The following is a 16,888-nucleotide window of genomic DNA, read 5'->3' as shown; positions in this document are numbered from 1 at the left end:
GCCGGCGCATCGCGGGCCACACCCGCGCTGCGGGTCAGGCCTCCGTCTCGCGGAGCAGCGTCTCCGCGTCGGCGCGGCGGGAGGCGAGAGGGCCCTCCGGGTCCGCGTCGCAGGCGGTGAGGACCTCGCGGGCGCGGGCGGCGGCGTCGGCGGAGCGGCCGAGGGCCTCCTCCAGGCGCCCCAGGGTGAGGAGGGCGTCCGCGTGCGCCACGCGGGCGGCTCCGCCGAGGGACGCGAACCCGGACACCGCCTCCGTGAGGTGCCCGTGGGCCTCCTCGGACGGTCCCTCGTGGTCGGCGATCATGCCACCGAACTGGTGGTGGGTGCCCGCCAGTTCGGCCGCGGCCGGCAGTCGTTCGCCGTCGTCCTCCGCGACGGCCAGCGCCTCCCGGCACGCGGCCAGCGCCTGCTCCATCAGCTCCCGCGCGGCGCGCACGTCGTCGTCCGCCGCCAGCCACGCCCGGGCCCGCACCGCCCGCACCTGGCCCGGCAGGTCGCCCAGCCCACGCCACAGCTCCCCGGCCCGCGCGTAAGCGGCGTCCGCCTCGGCCGGCAGCTCGGCGCGGGACAGCGACTCGGCGGCCAGGTGCGCCAGCGTCGCGTGGTCCCGCTGCTCGGGCCACCGCGCCGCCAGCTCCGCCGCCCGCAGCCGCCGCTCCGCCGCGTCCCGGTGCTCGCCGAGGGAGGCCAGGCAGTCGCCCAGCCACCACAGCGTCTGCACCACCGTGCCGTCCCCGTGCGACTCCGGCGTCAGGTCCGGGAGGGTGGACTCCAGCACCTCCGCCGCCTCCGCCCAGCGGCCCTGCCGGTGCAGCAGCCCGCCGAGCCGGTGCCGCGCGTACGCGCCCAGCGTCGCCGACTGCCCGGCCTCGTCGGCCCAGTGCGCCGCCTCCAGCGCGTGGTCGGCCGCCTCGGCAACGGCGTCCGCCTCCGCGAGCACCTCGCAGAGCTGGAGGTGGAGGTGGGCGTGCCCCGTCGCGGGCAGCGCCTGCCCGCCGTGCTCCAGCGCGGACCGCAGGTGCCCCGCCGCGGCCTCCGGGTCACCGAGGTGGTGCGCGATCGCGGCCAGCCGCGACTCGTACTCCACCGTGTACCAGGGCAGCCCGGCGTCGAGGAACTGCCGTACCGCCAGCGTCAGTTCGGGCACCGCCCGCTCCGGCTCCGGGGACAGGTCGCCCAGCATGGCGTGCGCCTCGGCGGTCCGCGAGAGCAGGTGCGGGTCCTCGGTGCCCGGAGCGTGCTCCGCGACGAAGGCCAGCACCTCGCGGGCCGCCTCCCGGGTGAGTTCCACCGTCGCGGCCTCCGCCGCCGGGTCCTTCTCCTGGCCGTCCGCGCCCTGGGCGAGCCGCAGCAGCACCCGCGCCCTGGCCATCAGCACCGACGCGGTCTGCCGCACCCCGGTGTCCCCGGCCGCGAACAGCGACAGGCACTGCCGGTACGGCTCGGTCACGTCCTCCAGCGCCCCGTCCAGCTTGCCGGTGAGCGTCCGCGCGTACACCCCCCGCGCCCGCGCCGCCAGCGCCTCGCCCAGGTCACCGGCCTCCGCGTACAGCCCGGCCGCGGTGGCGAACAGCTCCACGCCGTCCGGGCCAAGCCCCAGCGCCCGGTGCTCGGCGATCTCCGCGCGGTCCCGGACGGTCAGCTCCGCGCCCTCGGGATCCGCCTGCGCGGCCCGCTCCACGGCCTCCCACGCCTCCACCGAGCTCGGCAGCAGCGCCTCCGACCGCCGCCGCGCCTCGGCCAGCAGTCCGGCCAGGTCCGCGGGACCGCCGGACGGCGCCGCGGCCTGTGCGACGGGCCGGGGCGCCACGGCGCCCACCGCGACCCGCAGGCCCAGCGGCAGACGCTCCACCAGCGGCTCGCGCGCCATCCTCCGGCGCACCCGGTCGCTCACGTACGTCGTGCCGTTGCGCCGGTCGAAGGCCTCCGCCAGCGACAGCGCCTCGGTCCGCGCGTGCCCGGCCAGCTCCGCGGCCGTCCACTCCCGGCCGGCCGGCCCCGGCACCTGCCTGTCACCCAGGCCCAGCGCCACCAGCCGGTCCATGAGCAGGGCCGTCACCGCCAGGTAGTCCTTCTTGCTCGACGGGTGCCCGTCGTCGGTGAAGTACGACGGCCGCTCGGCCAGCAGCTCCAGCGCCCGCGCCTCGTTCCCGGTGAGCGCGCAGAACTCCACGTGCTCGGCGTACGAGGACCGCATGCTCTCCGTCGCCCGCACCAGCCGGAAGCCCCGCAGGTGGTGGGCCTTCGCCTCGTCGAGGCGGCCCAGCCGCAGCAGCGGCAGCAGCGAGGCCGCCAGCACGTTGTGCGGCTCGTGGGCGCAGGTGAAGCGGCCCTCCAGCACCGGGGCCCACAGCTCCAGCGCCTCCTCGTCCCGGCCGTTCACCACCTGCCACCAGCCCTGGCCCTGCAGTTCGCAGGCGTAGCAGTCGGCCATCCGGTCGCGGTCGGCGGCCAGCCAGGCCTGGTAGGCGCGCTCGGCGCGCTCCAGGTCGCCGACATGGCTGGCGACGTGGAACTCGCAGGAGCGCACCGCCCGCTCGGAGTGGCCCGCCAGCCGGTAGCGGCGCTCCATCTCCGCCAGCCAGTTCTCCATCGCGTCCAGCGGGATGTGCGGCTGACCCAGCATCCCCGTCGACATCCACTTGAAGCGCCAGAACAGCGAGTGCGTCTCGTAGGCGTCGAAGTCCTCCGGCCGCTCGTCCCACATGCGCAGCAGCCGGGCGAAGGGCACGAACGCCTTGTCCTTCTCCGAGCTGTAGTTGTAGACGGTCAACTGGTGGCCCAGCGCCTCGATCACGGCCAGCGGTACGCCCAGCGCCTCGGCGTCGGCCAGCAGTTGCTCGGACCGCGCGTTGCGCGCCGGGCCCTCCGGCCGCTCGCCGTTCTCCGCGATCGCGCGGCGCAGCTCGTCCAGGCTGGTGACGGAAGTCAACGGACGTCCTCCTCGTTGTCGCCGGGCGTGGCGTCGCCGTGCGTGGCGTCGCCGTGCGTGGCCCACTCCAGCAGGCCGAGGAACGCACGGTTGAGCAGCGCGGTGTCCGCTGGCCGCAGCGGGCGCTGCGCCATCAGCAGCGCCTGCCCGTACAGGGACTCCGTCGCCGTGCCGATCAGCTCCGGATCGGTCAGCGAGCCGATGCGCCGGATCAGCGGGTTGAGATGGTTGAGCACCAGGCGGGCGCGCGGCGCGCCGCCCCGCAGCGAGCCGAGGATCCCCGACCACAGGTCGTCGGCCTGCTCCTGCGCCTCGGCACGCGCCTGCTCGTGGCGCGCGGAACGGTCGTCCAGGTGCAGCGCCGGCACCGTCATCGGATGGAAGGCCCGCAGCGCCACGTCGCAGCCCAGGGGGTCCAGCCGGGACCGGGCGGCCGCCAGGAACGGCTGCAGCGCCAGCTCCACCGACGGGTCCACGGCGTCCAGGTGGGCGGTCACCACGTCCGCGTCCAGCTCGGCGACGACCGTGCCCGGCCGCACCGACGGCAGCGCCTCCACCAGCTCCGTGTCGTAGGTGTAGCCGCCGTTGACGACGCCGACGCCCTGCGCCGAGGCGATCGCCGAGACCTGCCGGTACTCCTCCACCGTGCGCGTGTAGTGCACGATCCGGTGCCGCTGGGCGAACTCCTCCAGGGAGAGCTGCCCGTCCGTGGTCTCGAACGGCAGCCAGGGCAGCATCACCCGCAGCATCTCGGCGTCGTGCCGCGCCAGCGCCTTGACGCCCAGGTGGTGCACGGCCAGGAACGCCCGCAGCCGCTCCGGGTCGCCCGCCGCCAGCCCGGTCAGCCAGGACCGGATCCGCTCGCCGAGCGCCTCCCGCACCGCCGCCAGCGTCTCGTCCTCGTACAGCGACTCGCGGGACGCGGTCGGCCGCAGGGTGTCCGTGTCCAGCACGCAGCGGACGAAGAACGCCCAGTCCGGCAGCAGCTCGTCCGCCCGGTCGGTCAGCAGCATGCCCTTGAGGTGCACCCGGTGACCGGCCCGCTGCGCCGGGCTGACCGCGGCCGGCAGCACGTACGCCACGCCGCGCACGCCGGCCACCGGCACGTCCAGGTCGACCGCGTCCAGGGGCGTGAAGCCGAACAGCTCCCGGCAGTGCCGGGCCAGCGCCACCCGGCGGGTCGCCGGGCTCTGGTACGACCGGTCCCAGGGCGCCGGCAGGTCGGTCACCGCCTCGTCGCCCACCCGCACGTCGTACGGCAGCAGCGAACCGACGTCACGGGCCAGCTTCAGCACCCGCTCCTCCTCCAGCCACTGCGCGGCCCCCGCCCGCGCCCGCAGATGGACGGTGGTGCCCGGCTCGGGCCGGTCCTCCTCGGGCAGCGTCCGCACGGTGTACGAGCCGTCGTCCCTCGCGCGCCACTCCACCGGCGGCGCCCCCGGCGTACGGGCGCTGCGGCTGACCACGCGGATCTCCTCGGCCACCAGGAAGCAGGCCAGCAGACCGATGCCGAACTGCCCCAGGAACCCGGAGCGGGCCGACTCCAGCGAGGCGGCGTCGCCGCGCTTGGAACTGCGGCCGATGGTGGCCAGCAGGCTGTGGACGTCCTCCTCGGTGAGGCCGACGCCGGTGTCCTCCACCCGCAGCGTCCCGGCCCCGGTGTACAGCCGCACCCGGGCGGGCGCGTCCGGGTCCTCCGCGCGGCGCGCGGTGACGGCGTCCACGGCGTTCTGCAGCAGCTCCCGCAGATAGACCTTGGGGCTGGAGTACAGGTGGTGGGAGAGCAGGTCCACCAGACCGCGCAGGTCGACCTGGAAGGAGTGCGGGGCGGAGGGAGCGGGCTGGTCCGGCTTCGAGGTCTGAGAGTTCATCGTCACGGCGCCGGTGGGGGAGACAGCGGTCGGCGCGGGGTCGGGCGGCACCGTGTGGGGCGGTGGTCCGCGGGTCGGTGGTGGACGGACGCGTCATCCTAGGAGCTGAAGAACACACCTGACCAGGAGTTTCCACAGGCATTCCGCGGCCCTGTCGCACCCGTGGTGTGGAATGGGGGGCGTGCCCGCACTGGAAGAACCCCTGAAGAAGGTGCTCGGCCCCGCCACCGCGAAGGTGATGGCCGAGAACCTCGGCCTGCACACCGTCGGCGACCTGCTGCACCACTACCCGCGGCGGTACGAGGAGCGCGGCCGGCTCACCCGGCTCGCCGACCTCCCCATGGACGAGCACGTCACCGTGGTCGCCCAGGTCGCCGACGCCCGGCTGGCGACCTTCGCCTCCAGCCGGGCCCCGCGCGGCAAGGGCCAGCGCCTGGAGGTCACCATCACCGACGGCAGCGGCCGCCTCCAGCTGGTGTTCTTCGGCAACGGCGTCCACAAACCCCACAAGGAACTGCTCCCCGGCACCCGCGCGCTCTTCGCCGGCAAGGTCTCCATGTTCAACCGGCGTCTCCAACTCGCCCATCCTGCCTACGAGTTGCTGCGCGGCGAGGACGCCGCGGAGGCGGTCGACAGCTGGGCGGGAGCGCTGATCCCGATCTACCCGGCCACGGCCAAGCTGGAGTCCTGGAAGCTGGCCAAGGCCGTCCAGACGGTCCTGCCCGGCGCCCGGGAGGCCGTGGACCCGCTGCCGGCCGGCCTCCGCGAGGGCCGGGGCCTGGTCCCCCTCCCCGAGGCGCTGCTCAAGATCCACCGGCCGCAGACCCCGGCCGACGTCGAGGACGCCCGCTCCCGCCTCAAGTGGGACGAGGCGTTCGTCCTCCAGGTCGCCCTCGCCCGCCGCCGCCACGCCGACGCCCAGCTGCCCGCCGTGCCCCGCAGGCCCACAGCCGACGGCATCCTCGCCGCCTTCGACGAGCGCCTCCCGTTCACCCTCACCGAGGGCCAGCGGAAGGTGTCGAAGGAGATCTTCGACGGTCTCGCCGCGGAGCACCCGATGCACCGCCTCCTCCAGGGAGAGGTCGGCTCGGGCAAGACGATGGTCGCGCTGCGGGCCATGCTCGCCGTGGTCGACGCCGGCGGACAGGCCGCCATGCTCGCCCCCACCGAGGTGCTGGCCCAGCAGCACCACCGGTCGGTCACCGAGATGATGGGCGACCTCGCCCAGGGCGGCATGCTGGGCGGCGCCGAGCAGGCCACCAAGGTCGTGCTGCTCACCGGCTCCATGGGCGCCGCCGCCCGCCGCCAGGCGCTGCTGGACCTGGCCACCGGCGAGGCCGGCATCGTCATCGGCACCCACGCCCTGATCGAGGACAAGGTCCAGTTCCACGACCTCGGCCTGGTGGTCGTCGACGAACAGCACCGCTTCGGGGTCGAGCAGCGCGACGCCCTGCGCGGCAAGGGCAGGCAGCCGCCCCACCTGCTGGTGATGACGGCCACCCCGATCCCGCGCACGGTCGCCATGACCGTCTTCGGCGACCTGGAGACCTCGGTCCTGGACCAGCTGCCCGCCGGGCGCTCCCCGATCGCCAGCCACGTGGTCCCCGCCGCCGACAAGCCGCACTTCCTGGCCCGCGCCTGGGAACGCGTCCGCGAGGAGGTGGAGAACGGCCACCAGGCCTACGTGGTCTGCCCGCGCATCGGGGACGAGGAGGACGACCCGAAGGGCCGGAAGAAGAAGGAGGAGGCCGAGACCGCCGACCGGCGCCCGCCGCTCGCCGTCCTGGAGGTCGCCGAGCAGCTCGCCCGGGGCCCGCTCGCCGGCCTGCGGGTCGAGGTGCTGCACGGCAGGATGCACCCGGACGACAAGGACGCCGTGATGCGCCGGTTCGCCGCGGGGGAGACCCACGTCCTGGTCGCCACCACGGTGATCGAGGTCGGCGTGAACGTCCCCAACGCCACCGCCATGGTGATCATGGACGCGGACCGGTTCGGCGTCTCCCAGCTCCACCAGCTCCGGGGCCGCGTGGGCCGCGGCTCCGCGCCCGGCCTGTGCCTGCTGGTCACCGACGCGCCCGAGGCGAGCCCCGCCCGGCAGCGGCTCAACGCGGTGGCCTCCACCCTCGACGGGTTCGAGCTCTCCCGGATCGACCTGGAGCAGCGCCGCGAGGGCGACGTGCTCGGCCAGGCCCAGTCCGGCGCCCGCTCCTCCCTGCGGGTCCTCGCCGTCATCGACGACGAGGAGGTCATCGCCCAGGCGCGCGAGGAGGCCACCGCCGTGGTCGCCGAGGACCCCGGCCTCACCGCCCACCCGGGCCTGCGCGCCGCCCTGGACGCCCTCCTCGACGAGGACCGGGAGCAGTACCTGGAGAAGGGCTGAGAGACTGGAGATCCACAGCACGCCGTCGCACCGGACGCCGAACCAGTCGCCGAACCAGAGGACCTGAGCAGCAGATGAGCCGCGTGATCGCCGGGACGGCCGGGGGACGCCGCCTGGCCGTCCCCCCGGGCACCAGCACCCGCCCCACCTCGGAACGGGCCCGCGAGGGCCTCTTCTCCACCTGGGAGGCGCTGCTCGGCGGCCCCCTGGAGGGCGAACGCGTGCTCGACCTGTACGCCGGCTCCGGCGCCGTCGGCCTGGAGGCGCTCAGCCGAGGCGCCGCCCACGCCCTGCTGGTGGAGGCCGACGCCCGCGCCGCCCGCACCGTCCGCGAGAACGTCCGCTCGCTGGGGCTTCCCGGCGCCGAGGTCCGCAACGCCAAGGCCGGGCAGGTGATCCAGGGACCGCCCCCGGGCGACCCCTACGACCTGGTCTTCCTCGACCCGCCCTACGCGGTCACGGACGACGATCTCCGGGAGATCCTGCTCACACTCCACGCCGGAGGCTGGCTCGCCGACGAGGCGCTCGTCACCGTGGAGCGCAGCACCCGAGGCGGCGCCTTCCACTGGCCCGGCGGTTTCGCACCACTGAGGTCCCGTCGTTACGGCGAGGGCACCTTTTGGTACGGTCACGCCGCCTCCACCAGCGAGGACGCGTCATGACCGGACCGGAGAGCGAGGGATCTCACGTGCGCCGCGCCGTATGTCCCGGGTCGTTCGACCCCATCACCAACGGACACCTCGACATCATCGCCCGAGCCTCCCGTCTGTACGACGAGGTGTACGTGGCCGTGATGATCAACCAGAACAAGAAGGGCCTGTTCACGGTCGAGGAGCGGATGGAACTGATCCGCGAGGTGACCGCCGACTGCGCCAACGTGGTCGTCGAGTCCCACCACGGCCTGCTGGTCGACTTCTGCAAGCAGCGCGACATCCCCGCCATCGTCAAGGGGCTGCGCGCCGTCAGCGACTTCGACTACGAGCTGCAGATGGCCCAGATGAACAACGGGCTCTCCGGCGTGGAGACCCTCTTCGTCCCCACCAACCCGACGTACAGCTTCCTGTCCTCCTCCCTGGTCAAGGAGGTGGCGGCCTGGGGCGGCGACGTGGCGCACCTGGTGCCCCCGACCGTCCTGACGGCACTCACCGACCGGCTGCGCCGGAACTGAGTCCACGCGGCGCCGACGCGCCGGGGGCGCAGGGACGTCCCGTCATCCGTGTCGGACGGGGCGGCAGTCGCCGTACAGTCGTCCCGTCCGTCTCCAACCAGCTGTAGAGAGTGGCGAGTCCAGGTGGACGTGCAGAACAAGCTCGACGAGATCGTCGGCATGGTGTCAGGTGCCAGGTCGATGCCCATGTCGGCCTCGTGCGTGGTCAACCGCGCCGAGCTCCTCGCCCTGCTGGAAGAGGTGCGGGACGCCCTGCCCGGCTCCCTCGCCCAGGCGCAGGAGCTGATCGGCGGCCGCGAGACGATGGTCCAGCAGGCCCGCGAGGAGGCCGGCCGGATCGTCGAGGGCGCCCACGCCGAGCGCGCCTCACTGATCTCCGGCACCGAGATCGCCCGCCAGGCCCAGCAGGAGGCCGAGCGCATCCTCGCCGAGGCACAGGCCGAGGCCGAGGAGATCAAGGCCGAGGCGGACGACTACGTCGACTCCAAGCTGGCCAACTTCGAGGTCGTCCTCACCAAGACCCTCGGCTCGGTGGGCCGCGGCCGCGAGAAGCTGCTCGGCACCGGCCCCGGCCTCGACGAGAACGGCTACGAGGACGAGGACGCCCCCGAGCGCAGCCACGACCCGGAGACGCTGCGCCGCGACGCGGACAGCTACGTCGACGCCAAGCTGGGCGCCTTCGAGGCGGTCCTCGCCAAGACGCTGGAGGCGGTCGGCCGCGGCCGGGACAAGCTCCAGGGCCGGATCGCCTCCGACGCGCTGGCCGACCTGCCGGTGGACGAGGACGGCATGCCGCTGCACCACGAGAGCGACGCCGACTACCTGGCCGGGCTCGCGGACGCCGCGCAGGCCCCCGACCGGCGCCTGGACCGGCACGCCGAGCAGCGGGAGCCCCGGCTTCCCCAGCAGCCGCAGCACCAGCCGCAGCCGCAGCACCAGCCGCAGTACGACCAGCAGCCGCCGTTCGAGCAGCAGTCGCCGTACGAGCACCAGCAGCCCTCGCCGTACGAGCAGCAGCCCGCCCAGGACCCGTACGGCTACCAGCAGCCCCAGCCCGCCGCGGCCTCCTACGGCGGCTACGACCAGTCCCAGCACTCGCAGGGCTACGGCTACGACTACACCCAGGCCGACGCCTACGGCGGCTACGGGCAGCAGCCGCAGCACCAGCCGCAGCACCAGCCCCAGCACCAGCCCCAGCAGGGGTACGAGCAGGACTACGGGCAGCAGAACGGCTACGGGGAGCCGGCCGTGCCCGCTCCGGCCCGCGCGCTGGACGAGACCAGCTTCTTCGACACCAGCATGATCACGCCGGAGCAGATGCGCGCCTACGAGCAGGGCCGCGGCCAGTAGCGGCGCGGCCGGCGAGCGGCGTCGAGGGGGGCGGTTCGGGAGCCGGTTTGGGAGCCGGTCGAAACGTCCAGTATCCTGGCTCTTCGGTCGTGCCTTCTCGGCGCGACGTCCCCCCTCATCTCTTCGCAGACCTAAGGCTGGAATGGCTCAGAACGCCCGCCTCGACCACCGCGACCCTCTCGTGTTCGACACGCATGAGCTGGGGCGGCGGCCCGGTGCGCTGCAGCGCCTGACCAGGACGGTCGACGCGCCCCGTGACCTCGGCATCGCCGACGTGATCGGAGTGCCGGAGGGCGCCCCGGTGGAGCTCGAGCTCCGGCTGGAGTCGGTCCTGGAGGGCGTCCTCGTCACGGGGACCGCCCGTGCGAAGGCCGAGGGGGAGTGCGTAAGGTGTCTGGAGCCGCTCGAGCGTCAGCTCGTGGCGGACTTCCAGGAGATGTTCTCGTACCCTGACGCCGACGACCGGGGCCGCCCCAAGGCGGAGCCCGGCGACGACGCCGAGGACGACGAGGACACTCTCTACCTCGAGGACGGCATGTTCGACCTCGAGCCCGTGCTGCGTGACGCGGTGGTACTCGCACTGCCGATGCAGCCGGTGTGCCAGGAAGACTGCCCTGGTCTGTGCCCCGAGTGCGGGGTGCGGCTGGCGGACGACCCGGACCACCACCACGATGCCGTCGACATCCGTTGGGCGGCTCTGCAGGGACTCGCCGGTTCACTCGAATCCGGCGATAAGGACGAGATGAGCGGCGGCGCGCCTCAGTCAGCACGCGCCGACGAGAAGCAGGAGAAGTAGCCGTGGCTGTTCCGAAGCGGAAGATGTCGCGCAGCAACACGCGCCACCGCCGGTCGCAGTGGAAGGCTGCGGTCCCCACCCTGGTGTCGTGCGAGCGCTGCCACGAGCCCAAGCAGCAGCACATCGCGTGCCCGTCTTGCGGCACGTACAACAAGCGCCAGGTCCTCGAGGTCTGAGCGGCTGGTGAGAGGCTCCATGTCCAACGCCAAGAAGGCGGACACGGCCTCGTCCCACACGCTTCTGGAAGGGCGGCTCGGGTACAGACTCGAGTCCGCCCTTCTGGTGCGTGCGCTGACCCACCGTTCCTACGCGTACGAGAACGGCGGCCTGCCCACCAACGAGCGGCTGGAGTTCCTCGGGGACTCCGTGCTCGGCCTGGTGGTCACGGACACGCTGTACCGGGTCCACCCCGACCTCCCGGAGGGCCAGCTGGCCAAGCTCCGGGCCGCGGTGGTCAACTCGCGCGCGCTGGCCGAGGTGAGCCGCGGGCTCGACCTCGGCTCCTTCATCCGGCTCGGCCGCGGTGAAGAGGGCACGGGCGGCCGGGACAAGGCCTCCATCCTCGCCGACACCCTCGAAGCGGTGATCGGCGCGGTCTATCTGGACCAGGGTCTGGACGCGGCGGCGGAGCTGGTGCACCGCCTGTTCGACCCGCTGATCGAGAAGTCCTCGAACCTGGGCGCCGGCCTGGACTGGAAGACCAGTCTCCAGGAGCTCACCGCGACCGAGGGGCTCGGTGTCCCCGAGTACCTGGTCACGGAGACCGGCCCCGACCACGAGAAGACCTTCACTGCTGCCGCCCGCGTCGGAGGCGTCTCGTACGGCACCGGCACCGGCCGCAGCAAGAAGGAAGCGGAGCAGCAGGCCGCGGAATCCGCCTGGCGGGCCATCCGGGCCGCCGCGGACGAGCGCGCCAAGGCGGAGGCCGTGGAGGCCGCCGCCGCGACGCCCGCCGCCGACACCGCCGCGGACGCGGTCGCGTCCGACGCCGCCTCGGCCGAACCGGCAGCCTCGGCCGCCGAGGAGGCGGAAGGGGCGGAGGGGTCGGAGGCGACCGGCGAGGCCGACGCGCCGCACGGCGGCGGACCGGCCGGCGCCGAGCAGGCGTCCGCCTGACCCGGCCCTTCCGGCCGGCCCGTGCGCGGCGCGCACGGGCCACCGCGGTACACCCGTGAACGCCCGCCCCCGGACCACCGGGGGCGGGCGTTCGCCCACGCCCAGCCCACGGGGGAGACCGAGCCATGCCCGAACTGCCCGAGGTCGAGGTCGTCCGGCGCGGCCTGGAACGATGGGTCGCCCACCGCACCGTCGACGCCGTCGAGGTGCTGCACCCGCGCGCGGTGCGGCGCCACCTCGCGGGCGGCGAGGACTTCGCCGGCCGCCTGGCCGGCCACCGCGTCGGCGTGCCCAGCCGGCGCGGCAAGTACATGTGGCTGCCGCTGGAGGACGTGGACCAGGCCGTCCTCGCCCACCTCGGCATGAGCGGGCAGCTGCTGGTCCAGCCGCACGACGCCCCGGACGAGAAGCACCTGCGCATCCGGATCCGCTTCGACGACGGACTCGGCACCGAGCTCCGCTTCGTCGACCAGCGCACCTTCGGCGGTCTCTCGCTGCACCCGACCGACGCCGAGGGCCTGCCCGACGTCATCTCCCACATCGCGCGCGATCCGCTGGACCCCCTCTTCGACGACGAGGCCTTCCACCAGGCGCTGCGCCGCCGCCGCACCACCGTCAAACGGGCGCTGCTGGACCAGTCGCTGATCAGCGGGGTCGGGAACATCTACGCCGACGAGGCGCTGTGGCGCGCCCGCGTGCACTACGAGCGCCCCACGGCCGGTTTCACCCGCCCGCGCACGGCGGAACTGCTGGGCCACGTCCGCGACGTGATGTCCGAGGCCCTGCAGGTCGGCGGCACCAGCTTCGACAGCCTGTACGTCAACGTGAACGGCGAGTCCGGCTACTTCGACCGCTCCCTGGACGCCTACGGCCGCGAGGGCCAGCCGTGCCGCCGCTGCGGCACGCCCATGCGGCGACGACCGTGGATGAACAGGTCCAGCTACTTCTGCCCCCACTGCCAGAGGCCGCCCCGGCCACGGTGACCGCCGGGTGGCACGTACAGGGGGACGCGGATGAGCATGATCACGCAAGGCACGACGGTCACCGGCCGGTGCGAGGCGTGCGGATCCACCACCACCTGCGACGTGGGTCAGTTCTTCCACGGCGGCACGCTGCGGTGGGGCACCGAAGGACGGTGCGCCGACTGTCCGAACGCGTGGTGCGAACAGGACAGCGGCCCCGTCACGCCCGAGAGCGTCCGGCAGGTCCTGCTGCGGGTCCACGGCCCGGCACGGCTGCGCCTCTCCGGCGAGGTGCCGCACCTGGTCCCCGTACTGCGGGCCCTCAGGGAGGCTGGGGACCTGTCCCTCGGCGCGGCACGGGCGCAGGCGGCGCTCCTCGCCCAGGACGGTCTCGTCGGCACGCTCGTCGAGATGGAGGTCCTGGCGCTGCGCCTCCGCCACCGCGGCGTCGAGACGACCGTCGCGCCGATGCGGCCCGCGTGACGACCGGTTGTCTCAGTAGCCGAAGAAGTGACGGACCCGTCCTCCTACCTGCGGTGATGTAGAGGAGCAACGCTGGGACCAGCGACTTTGTTGTCGTTGGTTGTCAGCGTTGGTCTTCGCTGAGCAGCCTGGGACGGCCCGGAGACGGCCCGAACCGGCGTGGACCTTGAAGTGGACAAGTATTCCTGGAGCGGCGGTGGTTGCTCTTCCCCTATGTTGGTGCGATGCCCATGTCCAACTCGGCGATTCAGAAGCTCGGCAAGCGTCTTGAGCTTCCTGAGGCCGTCTCGGAGGAGGACTTGACCCTCCTTGAGGATCTCCTCCTTGACTACAGCGAGCTGCTGGGTGTCGCCCGTGGCCAGATCGACGAACTATGCGACAGCGTGACGTGGCCGCTGGGTGTCACACACCGGCTCAAGACGACTGACACCCTTATCCAGAAGTTGCAGCGAGCCAAGGCACGTGGCTCGAGCACGAATCTCGCGCGCATACAGGACATCGCCGGGATCCGGGTGTCAGGCCCTCTCACCCTGACGGAGCAAGATGAGCTCACAGCCATGGTGGCTGAGCGCTTTGAAGGGCAGGGGCACAGATGCTCCGTCAAGGATCGGCGAGAAGACCCCATGGTCGGCTACAGGGCAGTGCATGTGCTCATCTCAGCCGGCGGCAGGACCGTTGAGGTTCAGATCCGTACGGTTGGGCAGGACTTGTGGGCGAACGTCTTCGAGCGGATTGCAGACATCTTCGGCCGGGGTATCAGATACGGAGAACCTCCGGAGTATGGTGGAGAGGCGGTGACCGACATCATCTCGAGCATGGAAGGCCTCTCAGCTAAGCTGTTTGAGCTAGAGAGGGATGTGGCCGCATCCATCGTCTCTGGTGGCGAGCGAGAAGATTGCTTGGCTCGCCTGGATCCGAGCCTGGTCACGCTACGGAAGATCCTGCAGGAGATCGAGGGCATCAAGGGGAGGTCGGCTACATGAAGGCTCTAAGGCACTTCCTGCTCGTCTACAACCGTCACACGGGTGACACTGATGTGCGGCAGGAGTTCCCGGCTTCCGAGACCCGAGCAGCTCTGCGCGCTAGGTTTCAGCTTGAGCGTGAGCTCAGGGGACACGACGACATCGAGATCGTGGTTCTGACCGGGGCGTCTCTTGAAGGCCTCCGGAAGACGCACTCACGTTACTTCGGTGGTGGGGCGAGGCATGCCCTCGCTGGCGTCTGACCTGCGGTTTAGCTAGAAAGCAGAGAGAGCTCTCACGGAGCGTAGTTTTGTGTGTCGCCCACTTGGCGATCCGGGCTACGCTCCGTCGCTATGCTGACCTTCGGTCACGGAGCGTAGCCCGGATCGCCAAGTGGGCGAGTCAAGTTGGAAGATTTTTTTACTTAATCTTGACCATGTATGCGATTCTCGCAGCTGCAGTGCGCGGCGAGGTTGCCCATCAAGAGGCAAGCAGGCAGACACCTGCGCAGCTCAGTGCCCTAAGCTTCCCCTAGCTCCCATCCCGTCTGCCGTCGACCCACACTCCGTGGAGCAGGCGCGGTGCCTGGCGTCCAGGTGGAGCGCGCCACTGTACGAACGACCTGGACGCCAGGTGCCGTGTCTGCTCGGCTCTGCCTGGGTCGACGGCAGACGGGATGGGAGCTCCCCCGCATCAGCTACCTTTGGCCGGCACTCGGCCGCGGCGCCCCCTCCATCCCGGTGTCGGCCGGTCCCCCGCCGGAGGCATGTCCTTCACCGCGGCCCCGGTCGTGCGGTACCCGCCTCACCGCCTGGTGCTGCTCCTATTCGTGGGTGCGCGTCGGCGCAGCGTGCGCGGAGCGGGCCGAAGGCAGGAGCGCAGCGCGACGCGGAGCCGGGAGCGCGCCCGGCGGAGCGGAGCGCAGCCGGGCTTGATGAGGTAGAGAAACCCGTAACAGTCCCCGGGCCGCGTCGCGGCTATGCGTTCCGCAGGGCAAGCAAAGCGTCGGCGATGGACTGCATGTCGTCGGTGATGACACGGCCGCCGGCTTCGGCGAATGCTGCGGGCTTGTCCGTCTTGTTTGCGTAGCCAATGACCTCGGCTCCAGCCGCGCGGGCAGCCTCGATGTCGGTCACTGAGTCACCGATAAGTACGCATGCCGCAACCTGCGTGCGGAGCTGCTCGGCTGCCGTGATGAGCAGGTACGGGTTGGGCTTCATCAGGTCAGGATGATTGGCCGGTCGGCCGACGACCTCGCCGACGTACTCGGTCAGGGAGTGCAGTGCCAGGAAGGCCCGCACACAGTCAGCCGAGTTGTTGCTGACGACGGCCACTTTGCGCCCCGCAGCACTCGCAGCCTTCAACGCTGCGACGCCGCCTGGGGTGGGCTCGCCCGCCACCCCTACAGCTCGCACTTCAGTGGCAGCCAGTGCACGCTCGACTTCATTCCCGAGGGCCGCGTCTTCATCGTGAGCGATGCGCAGGACCTCAATGGGGTCGTCCGTAGCGGCTGCTCGCTCACCAGCCGCGGCACTTTTCGCAGCAAGAAGGCGCGTTAGCTCGTCAGCCACCTGTGGGGCTGGCAGGCCAGCGAAGACATCACACAGAGGGCCGTCGAAGTCGAAGAACACAGCCTCAACGTGGGCCAGCACCTCGGCAAGGGGATCAACGTGCGTCAAGGTCGAAGTCCCTTCCGATGGTCTGCCAGACGCTGTCGAACCACATCTGCGCTTGCTGAACCTGCTGTGTCCCGCTGGAGGACTCTCCGTCGTTGACGGAGTGGTGGAAGAGCGTGGCGTCCTTGCCGACCAAGTCGTAGATCTCGATGGCCTCCCCCTGTGCTACAACCTTGTTCGGGCGGATCGGGTAGTACCCGAAGAACGCGTCTTCCTGGTTGATGACGTACAGCTTGAAGAACGGCGTTCCGCTATGAACTCGAACCATCACGCTGGTCTGCGCCACCAGGCCGAGGTGCTGCAGCTCCGAGAAGGCATCTCGGATGCTTCGCGCGTAACCAAGCATGATGTCGTGCATGCGGGCTCGGAGCCGCTCGTCATCCGCACCATCTGACTTCCGGACCGGGGCAGCCTGCGGCACGGACATGTCCGGGACCAGGAGCCGGACCGTAATGCTCTCGGGGGTCAGCCTGCCCACCCGAATCTTGTCCAACGGCTCCTGAAGCGCACCGTGCAGCGTCTCGCTGGAGAAACCAGCGAAGTCGATCGTGACCTGGCGCTTGGAAAAGGCCTGCTCGACGTACGGCCGTAGGCCCGCCGGCCTTTCGGTCCTGTTCCGGACGTAGACCCCGCTGCCCTTGCGGGAGACAACGAGCCCATCATCTTCGAGATCCCGCAGTGCGCGCTGGATCGTGGCTCGCGCGAAGCCGTAGTGCTCGGTCAGTTCCTTCTGGGAAGGCAGCTTTTCGCCTGGTGCCAGACGGCGGGTGCGGATCGCGGCACCCAGGCTGCTCGCAACCTGCTCGTAAGGCGGGCGGTCGTCGTCTGGGTCCAGAGGCTCCGGAACGAAGGTCATGTCTCGATGGTAGGGGACTTGACCGCAATCAGGACAGCCATGTCAGTCATGCTGTTGACATGGCTAGCCATCTTCCTTACCTTCAAGTCGTGACCAACTCGGCTAGCCAGGTTGGTCATGTTGTGGTCCAGAGGGCGGCGCCCTACCGCCAAGCAGTCCGCCGCCCTCCTTCGTCCCACGAAGGGAAGTTCCATCATGCCCGCAACGCTGAGTGCTCCGCAGGTCGCCCCGGTCACGGGGTTAGGCCGTTTCGTTCAGATCATCCGATCGTTGGTCTGGTTGTGCCGTTGACTGACGCGCAGTGGGCGCGGATTGAGCCGTTACTTCCGGACCGGA

The 16,888-nt window shown here is 71.5% G+C and carries 14 protein-coding genes; 10 read left to right on the top strand and 4 right to left on the bottom strand.

Annotated features, from left to right (window positions below; all coding sequences use genetic code 11):
• Positions 1–34: 34 nt before the first annotated feature.
• Positions 35–2,932, bottom strand: coding sequence for a tetratricopeptide repeat protein (locus ABZ836_RS19755; protein ID WP_361143868.1), 2,898 nt, complete (start codon positions 2,930–2,932; stop codon positions 35–37).
• Positions 2,929–4,803 carry an HSP90 family protein gene (locus ABZ836_RS19750; RefSeq protein WP_361143865.1) on the bottom strand — a complete coding sequence of 625 codons (1,875 nt, stop codon included), beginning with the start codon at positions 4,801–4,803 and terminating at the stop codon, positions 2,929–2,931. Before ABZ836_RS19750 ends, ABZ836_RS19755 begins: the two co-directional genes overlap by 4 nt.
• 172 nt (positions 4,804–4,975) lie before the next feature.
• Here ABZ836_RS19750 and recG point away from each other — a divergent pair, with 172 nt between their 5' ends.
• From recG to ABZ836_RS19700, 10 genes are all read left to right on the top strand, one after another.
• Positions 4,976–7,183 (top strand): ATP-dependent DNA helicase RecG, encoded by a 2,208-nt coding sequence (gene recG / locus ABZ836_RS19745; protein ID WP_361143862.1) that lies wholly within the window; start codon positions 4,976–4,978, stop codon positions 7,181–7,183.
• A 74-nt stretch (positions 7,184–7,257) separates the two neighbouring features.
• On the top strand, positions 7,258–7,845 hold the full coding sequence (gene rsmD / locus ABZ836_RS19740; protein WP_356137808.1) for a 16S rRNA (guanine(966)-N(2))-methyltransferase RsmD: 588 nt from the start codon (positions 7,258–7,260) through the stop codon (positions 7,843–7,845).
• A gap of 26 nt (positions 7,846–7,871) precedes the next feature.
• The gene (gene coaD, locus ABZ836_RS19735; protein WP_356137829.1) at positions 7,872–8,351 is read left to right on the top strand and encodes a pantetheine-phosphate adenylyltransferase; all 480 of its coding nucleotides are present in this window, start codon (positions 7,872–7,874) and stop codon (positions 8,349–8,351) included.
• A 123-nt stretch (positions 8,352–8,474) separates the two neighbouring features.
• Positions 8,475–9,701: a cell division initiation protein gene (locus ABZ836_RS19730; RefSeq protein ID WP_361143858.1), complete on the top strand. Its 1,227-nt coding sequence runs from the start codon at positions 8,475–8,477 to the stop codon at positions 9,699–9,701.
• A gap of 142 nt (positions 9,702–9,843) precedes the next feature.
• The gene (locus tag ABZ836_RS19725; protein ID WP_361143855.1) at positions 9,844–10,497 is read left to right on the top strand and encodes a YceD family protein; all 654 of its coding nucleotides are present in this window, start codon (positions 9,844–9,846) and stop codon (positions 10,495–10,497) included.
• 2 nt (positions 10,498–10,499) lie between these two features.
• On the top strand, positions 10,500–10,673 hold the full coding sequence (gene rpmF / locus ABZ836_RS19720) for a 50S ribosomal protein L32 (RefSeq protein ID WP_052859918.1): 174 nt from the start codon (positions 10,500–10,502) through the stop codon (positions 10,671–10,673).
• 19 nt (positions 10,674–10,692) lie between these two features.
• A complete protein-coding gene (gene rnc / locus ABZ836_RS19715) occupies positions 10,693–11,613 on the top strand; it encodes a ribonuclease III (RefSeq protein ID WP_356137813.1) in 921 nt (306 codons plus the stop codon).
• 125 nt (positions 11,614–11,738) lie between these two features.
• Positions 11,739–12,596, top strand: coding sequence for a bifunctional DNA-formamidopyrimidine glycosylase/DNA-(apurinic or apyrimidinic site) lyase (gene mutM, locus ABZ836_RS19710; protein ID WP_361143851.1), 858 nt, complete (start codon positions 11,739–11,741; stop codon positions 12,594–12,596).
• Between the two features lie 30 nt (positions 12,597–12,626).
• Positions 12,627–13,058: a hypothetical protein gene (locus ABZ836_RS19705; protein ID WP_361143849.1), complete on the top strand. Its 432-nt coding sequence runs from the start codon at positions 12,627–12,629 to the stop codon at positions 13,056–13,058.
• A 224-nt stretch (positions 13,059–13,282) separates the two neighbouring features.
• Positions 13,283–14,041, top strand: coding sequence for a hypothetical protein (locus ABZ836_RS19700; protein WP_361143846.1), 759 nt, complete (start codon positions 13,283–13,285; stop codon positions 14,039–14,041).
• 956 nt (positions 14,042–14,997) lie between these two features.
• On the opposite strand, the gene ABZ836_RS19695 is transcribed toward ABZ836_RS19700, so the two are convergent.
• Positions 14,998–15,699, bottom strand: coding sequence for an HAD family phosphatase (locus ABZ836_RS19695; protein ID WP_361143843.1), 702 nt, complete (start codon positions 15,697–15,699; stop codon positions 14,998–15,000).
• Positions 15,686–16,552, bottom strand: a complete 867-nt coding sequence (locus ABZ836_RS19690; RefSeq protein ID WP_361143840.1) for a winged helix-turn-helix domain-containing protein — start codon at positions 16,550–16,552, stop codon at positions 15,686–15,688. The genes ABZ836_RS19695 and ABZ836_RS19690 overlap by 14 nt, the downstream gene beginning before the upstream one ends.
• Between the last annotated feature and the right edge of the window lie 336 nt (positions 16,553–16,888).

The sequence above is a fragment of the Streptomyces sp. NPDC047130 genome (genome assembly GCF_040643475.1).
Classification (GTDB): Bacteria; Actinomycetota; Actinomycetes; order Streptomycetales; family Streptomycetaceae; genus Streptomyces.
The sequence above is the reverse complement of the archived record's forward strand: the minus strand, read 5'-3'. Positions and strand labels throughout refer to the sequence as shown.

What these genes read in the sequence shown, in the direction of transcription:
- ABZ836_RS19750 (WP_361143865.1), bottom strand. Translation starts at nt 4,803, where the DNA reads ATGAACTCTCAGACCTCGAAGCCGGACCAGCCCGCTCCCTCCGCCCCG.
- recG (WP_361143862.1), top strand. Translation starts at nt 4,976, where the DNA reads ATGGGGGGCGTGCCCGCACTGGAAGAACCCCTGAAGAAGGTGCTCGGC.
- rsmD (WP_356137808.1), top strand. Translation starts at nt 7,258, where the DNA reads ATGAGCCGCGTGATCGCCGGGACGGCCGGGGGACGCCGCCTGGCCGTC.
- ABZ836_RS19725 (WP_361143855.1), top strand. Translation starts at nt 9,844, where the DNA reads ATGGCTCAGAACGCCCGCCTCGACCACCGCGACCCTCTCGTGTTCGAC.
- rnc (WP_356137813.1), top strand. Translation starts at nt 10,693, where the DNA reads ATGTCCAACGCCAAGAAGGCGGACACGGCCTCGTCCCACACGCTTCTG.
- mutM (WP_361143851.1), top strand. Translation starts at nt 11,739, where the DNA reads ATGCCCGAACTGCCCGAGGTCGAGGTCGTCCGGCGCGGCCTGGAACGA.
- ABZ836_RS19705 (WP_361143849.1), top strand. Translation starts at nt 12,627, where the DNA reads ATGAGCATGATCACGCAAGGCACGACGGTCACCGGCCGGTGCGAGGCG.
- ABZ836_RS19700 (WP_361143846.1), top strand. Translation starts at nt 13,283, where the DNA reads ATGCCCATGTCCAACTCGGCGATTCAGAAGCTCGGCAAGCGTCTTGAG.
- ABZ836_RS19690 (WP_361143840.1), bottom strand. Translation starts at nt 16,552, where the DNA reads ATGACCTTCGTTCCGGAGCCTCTGGACCCAGACGACGACCGCCCGCCT.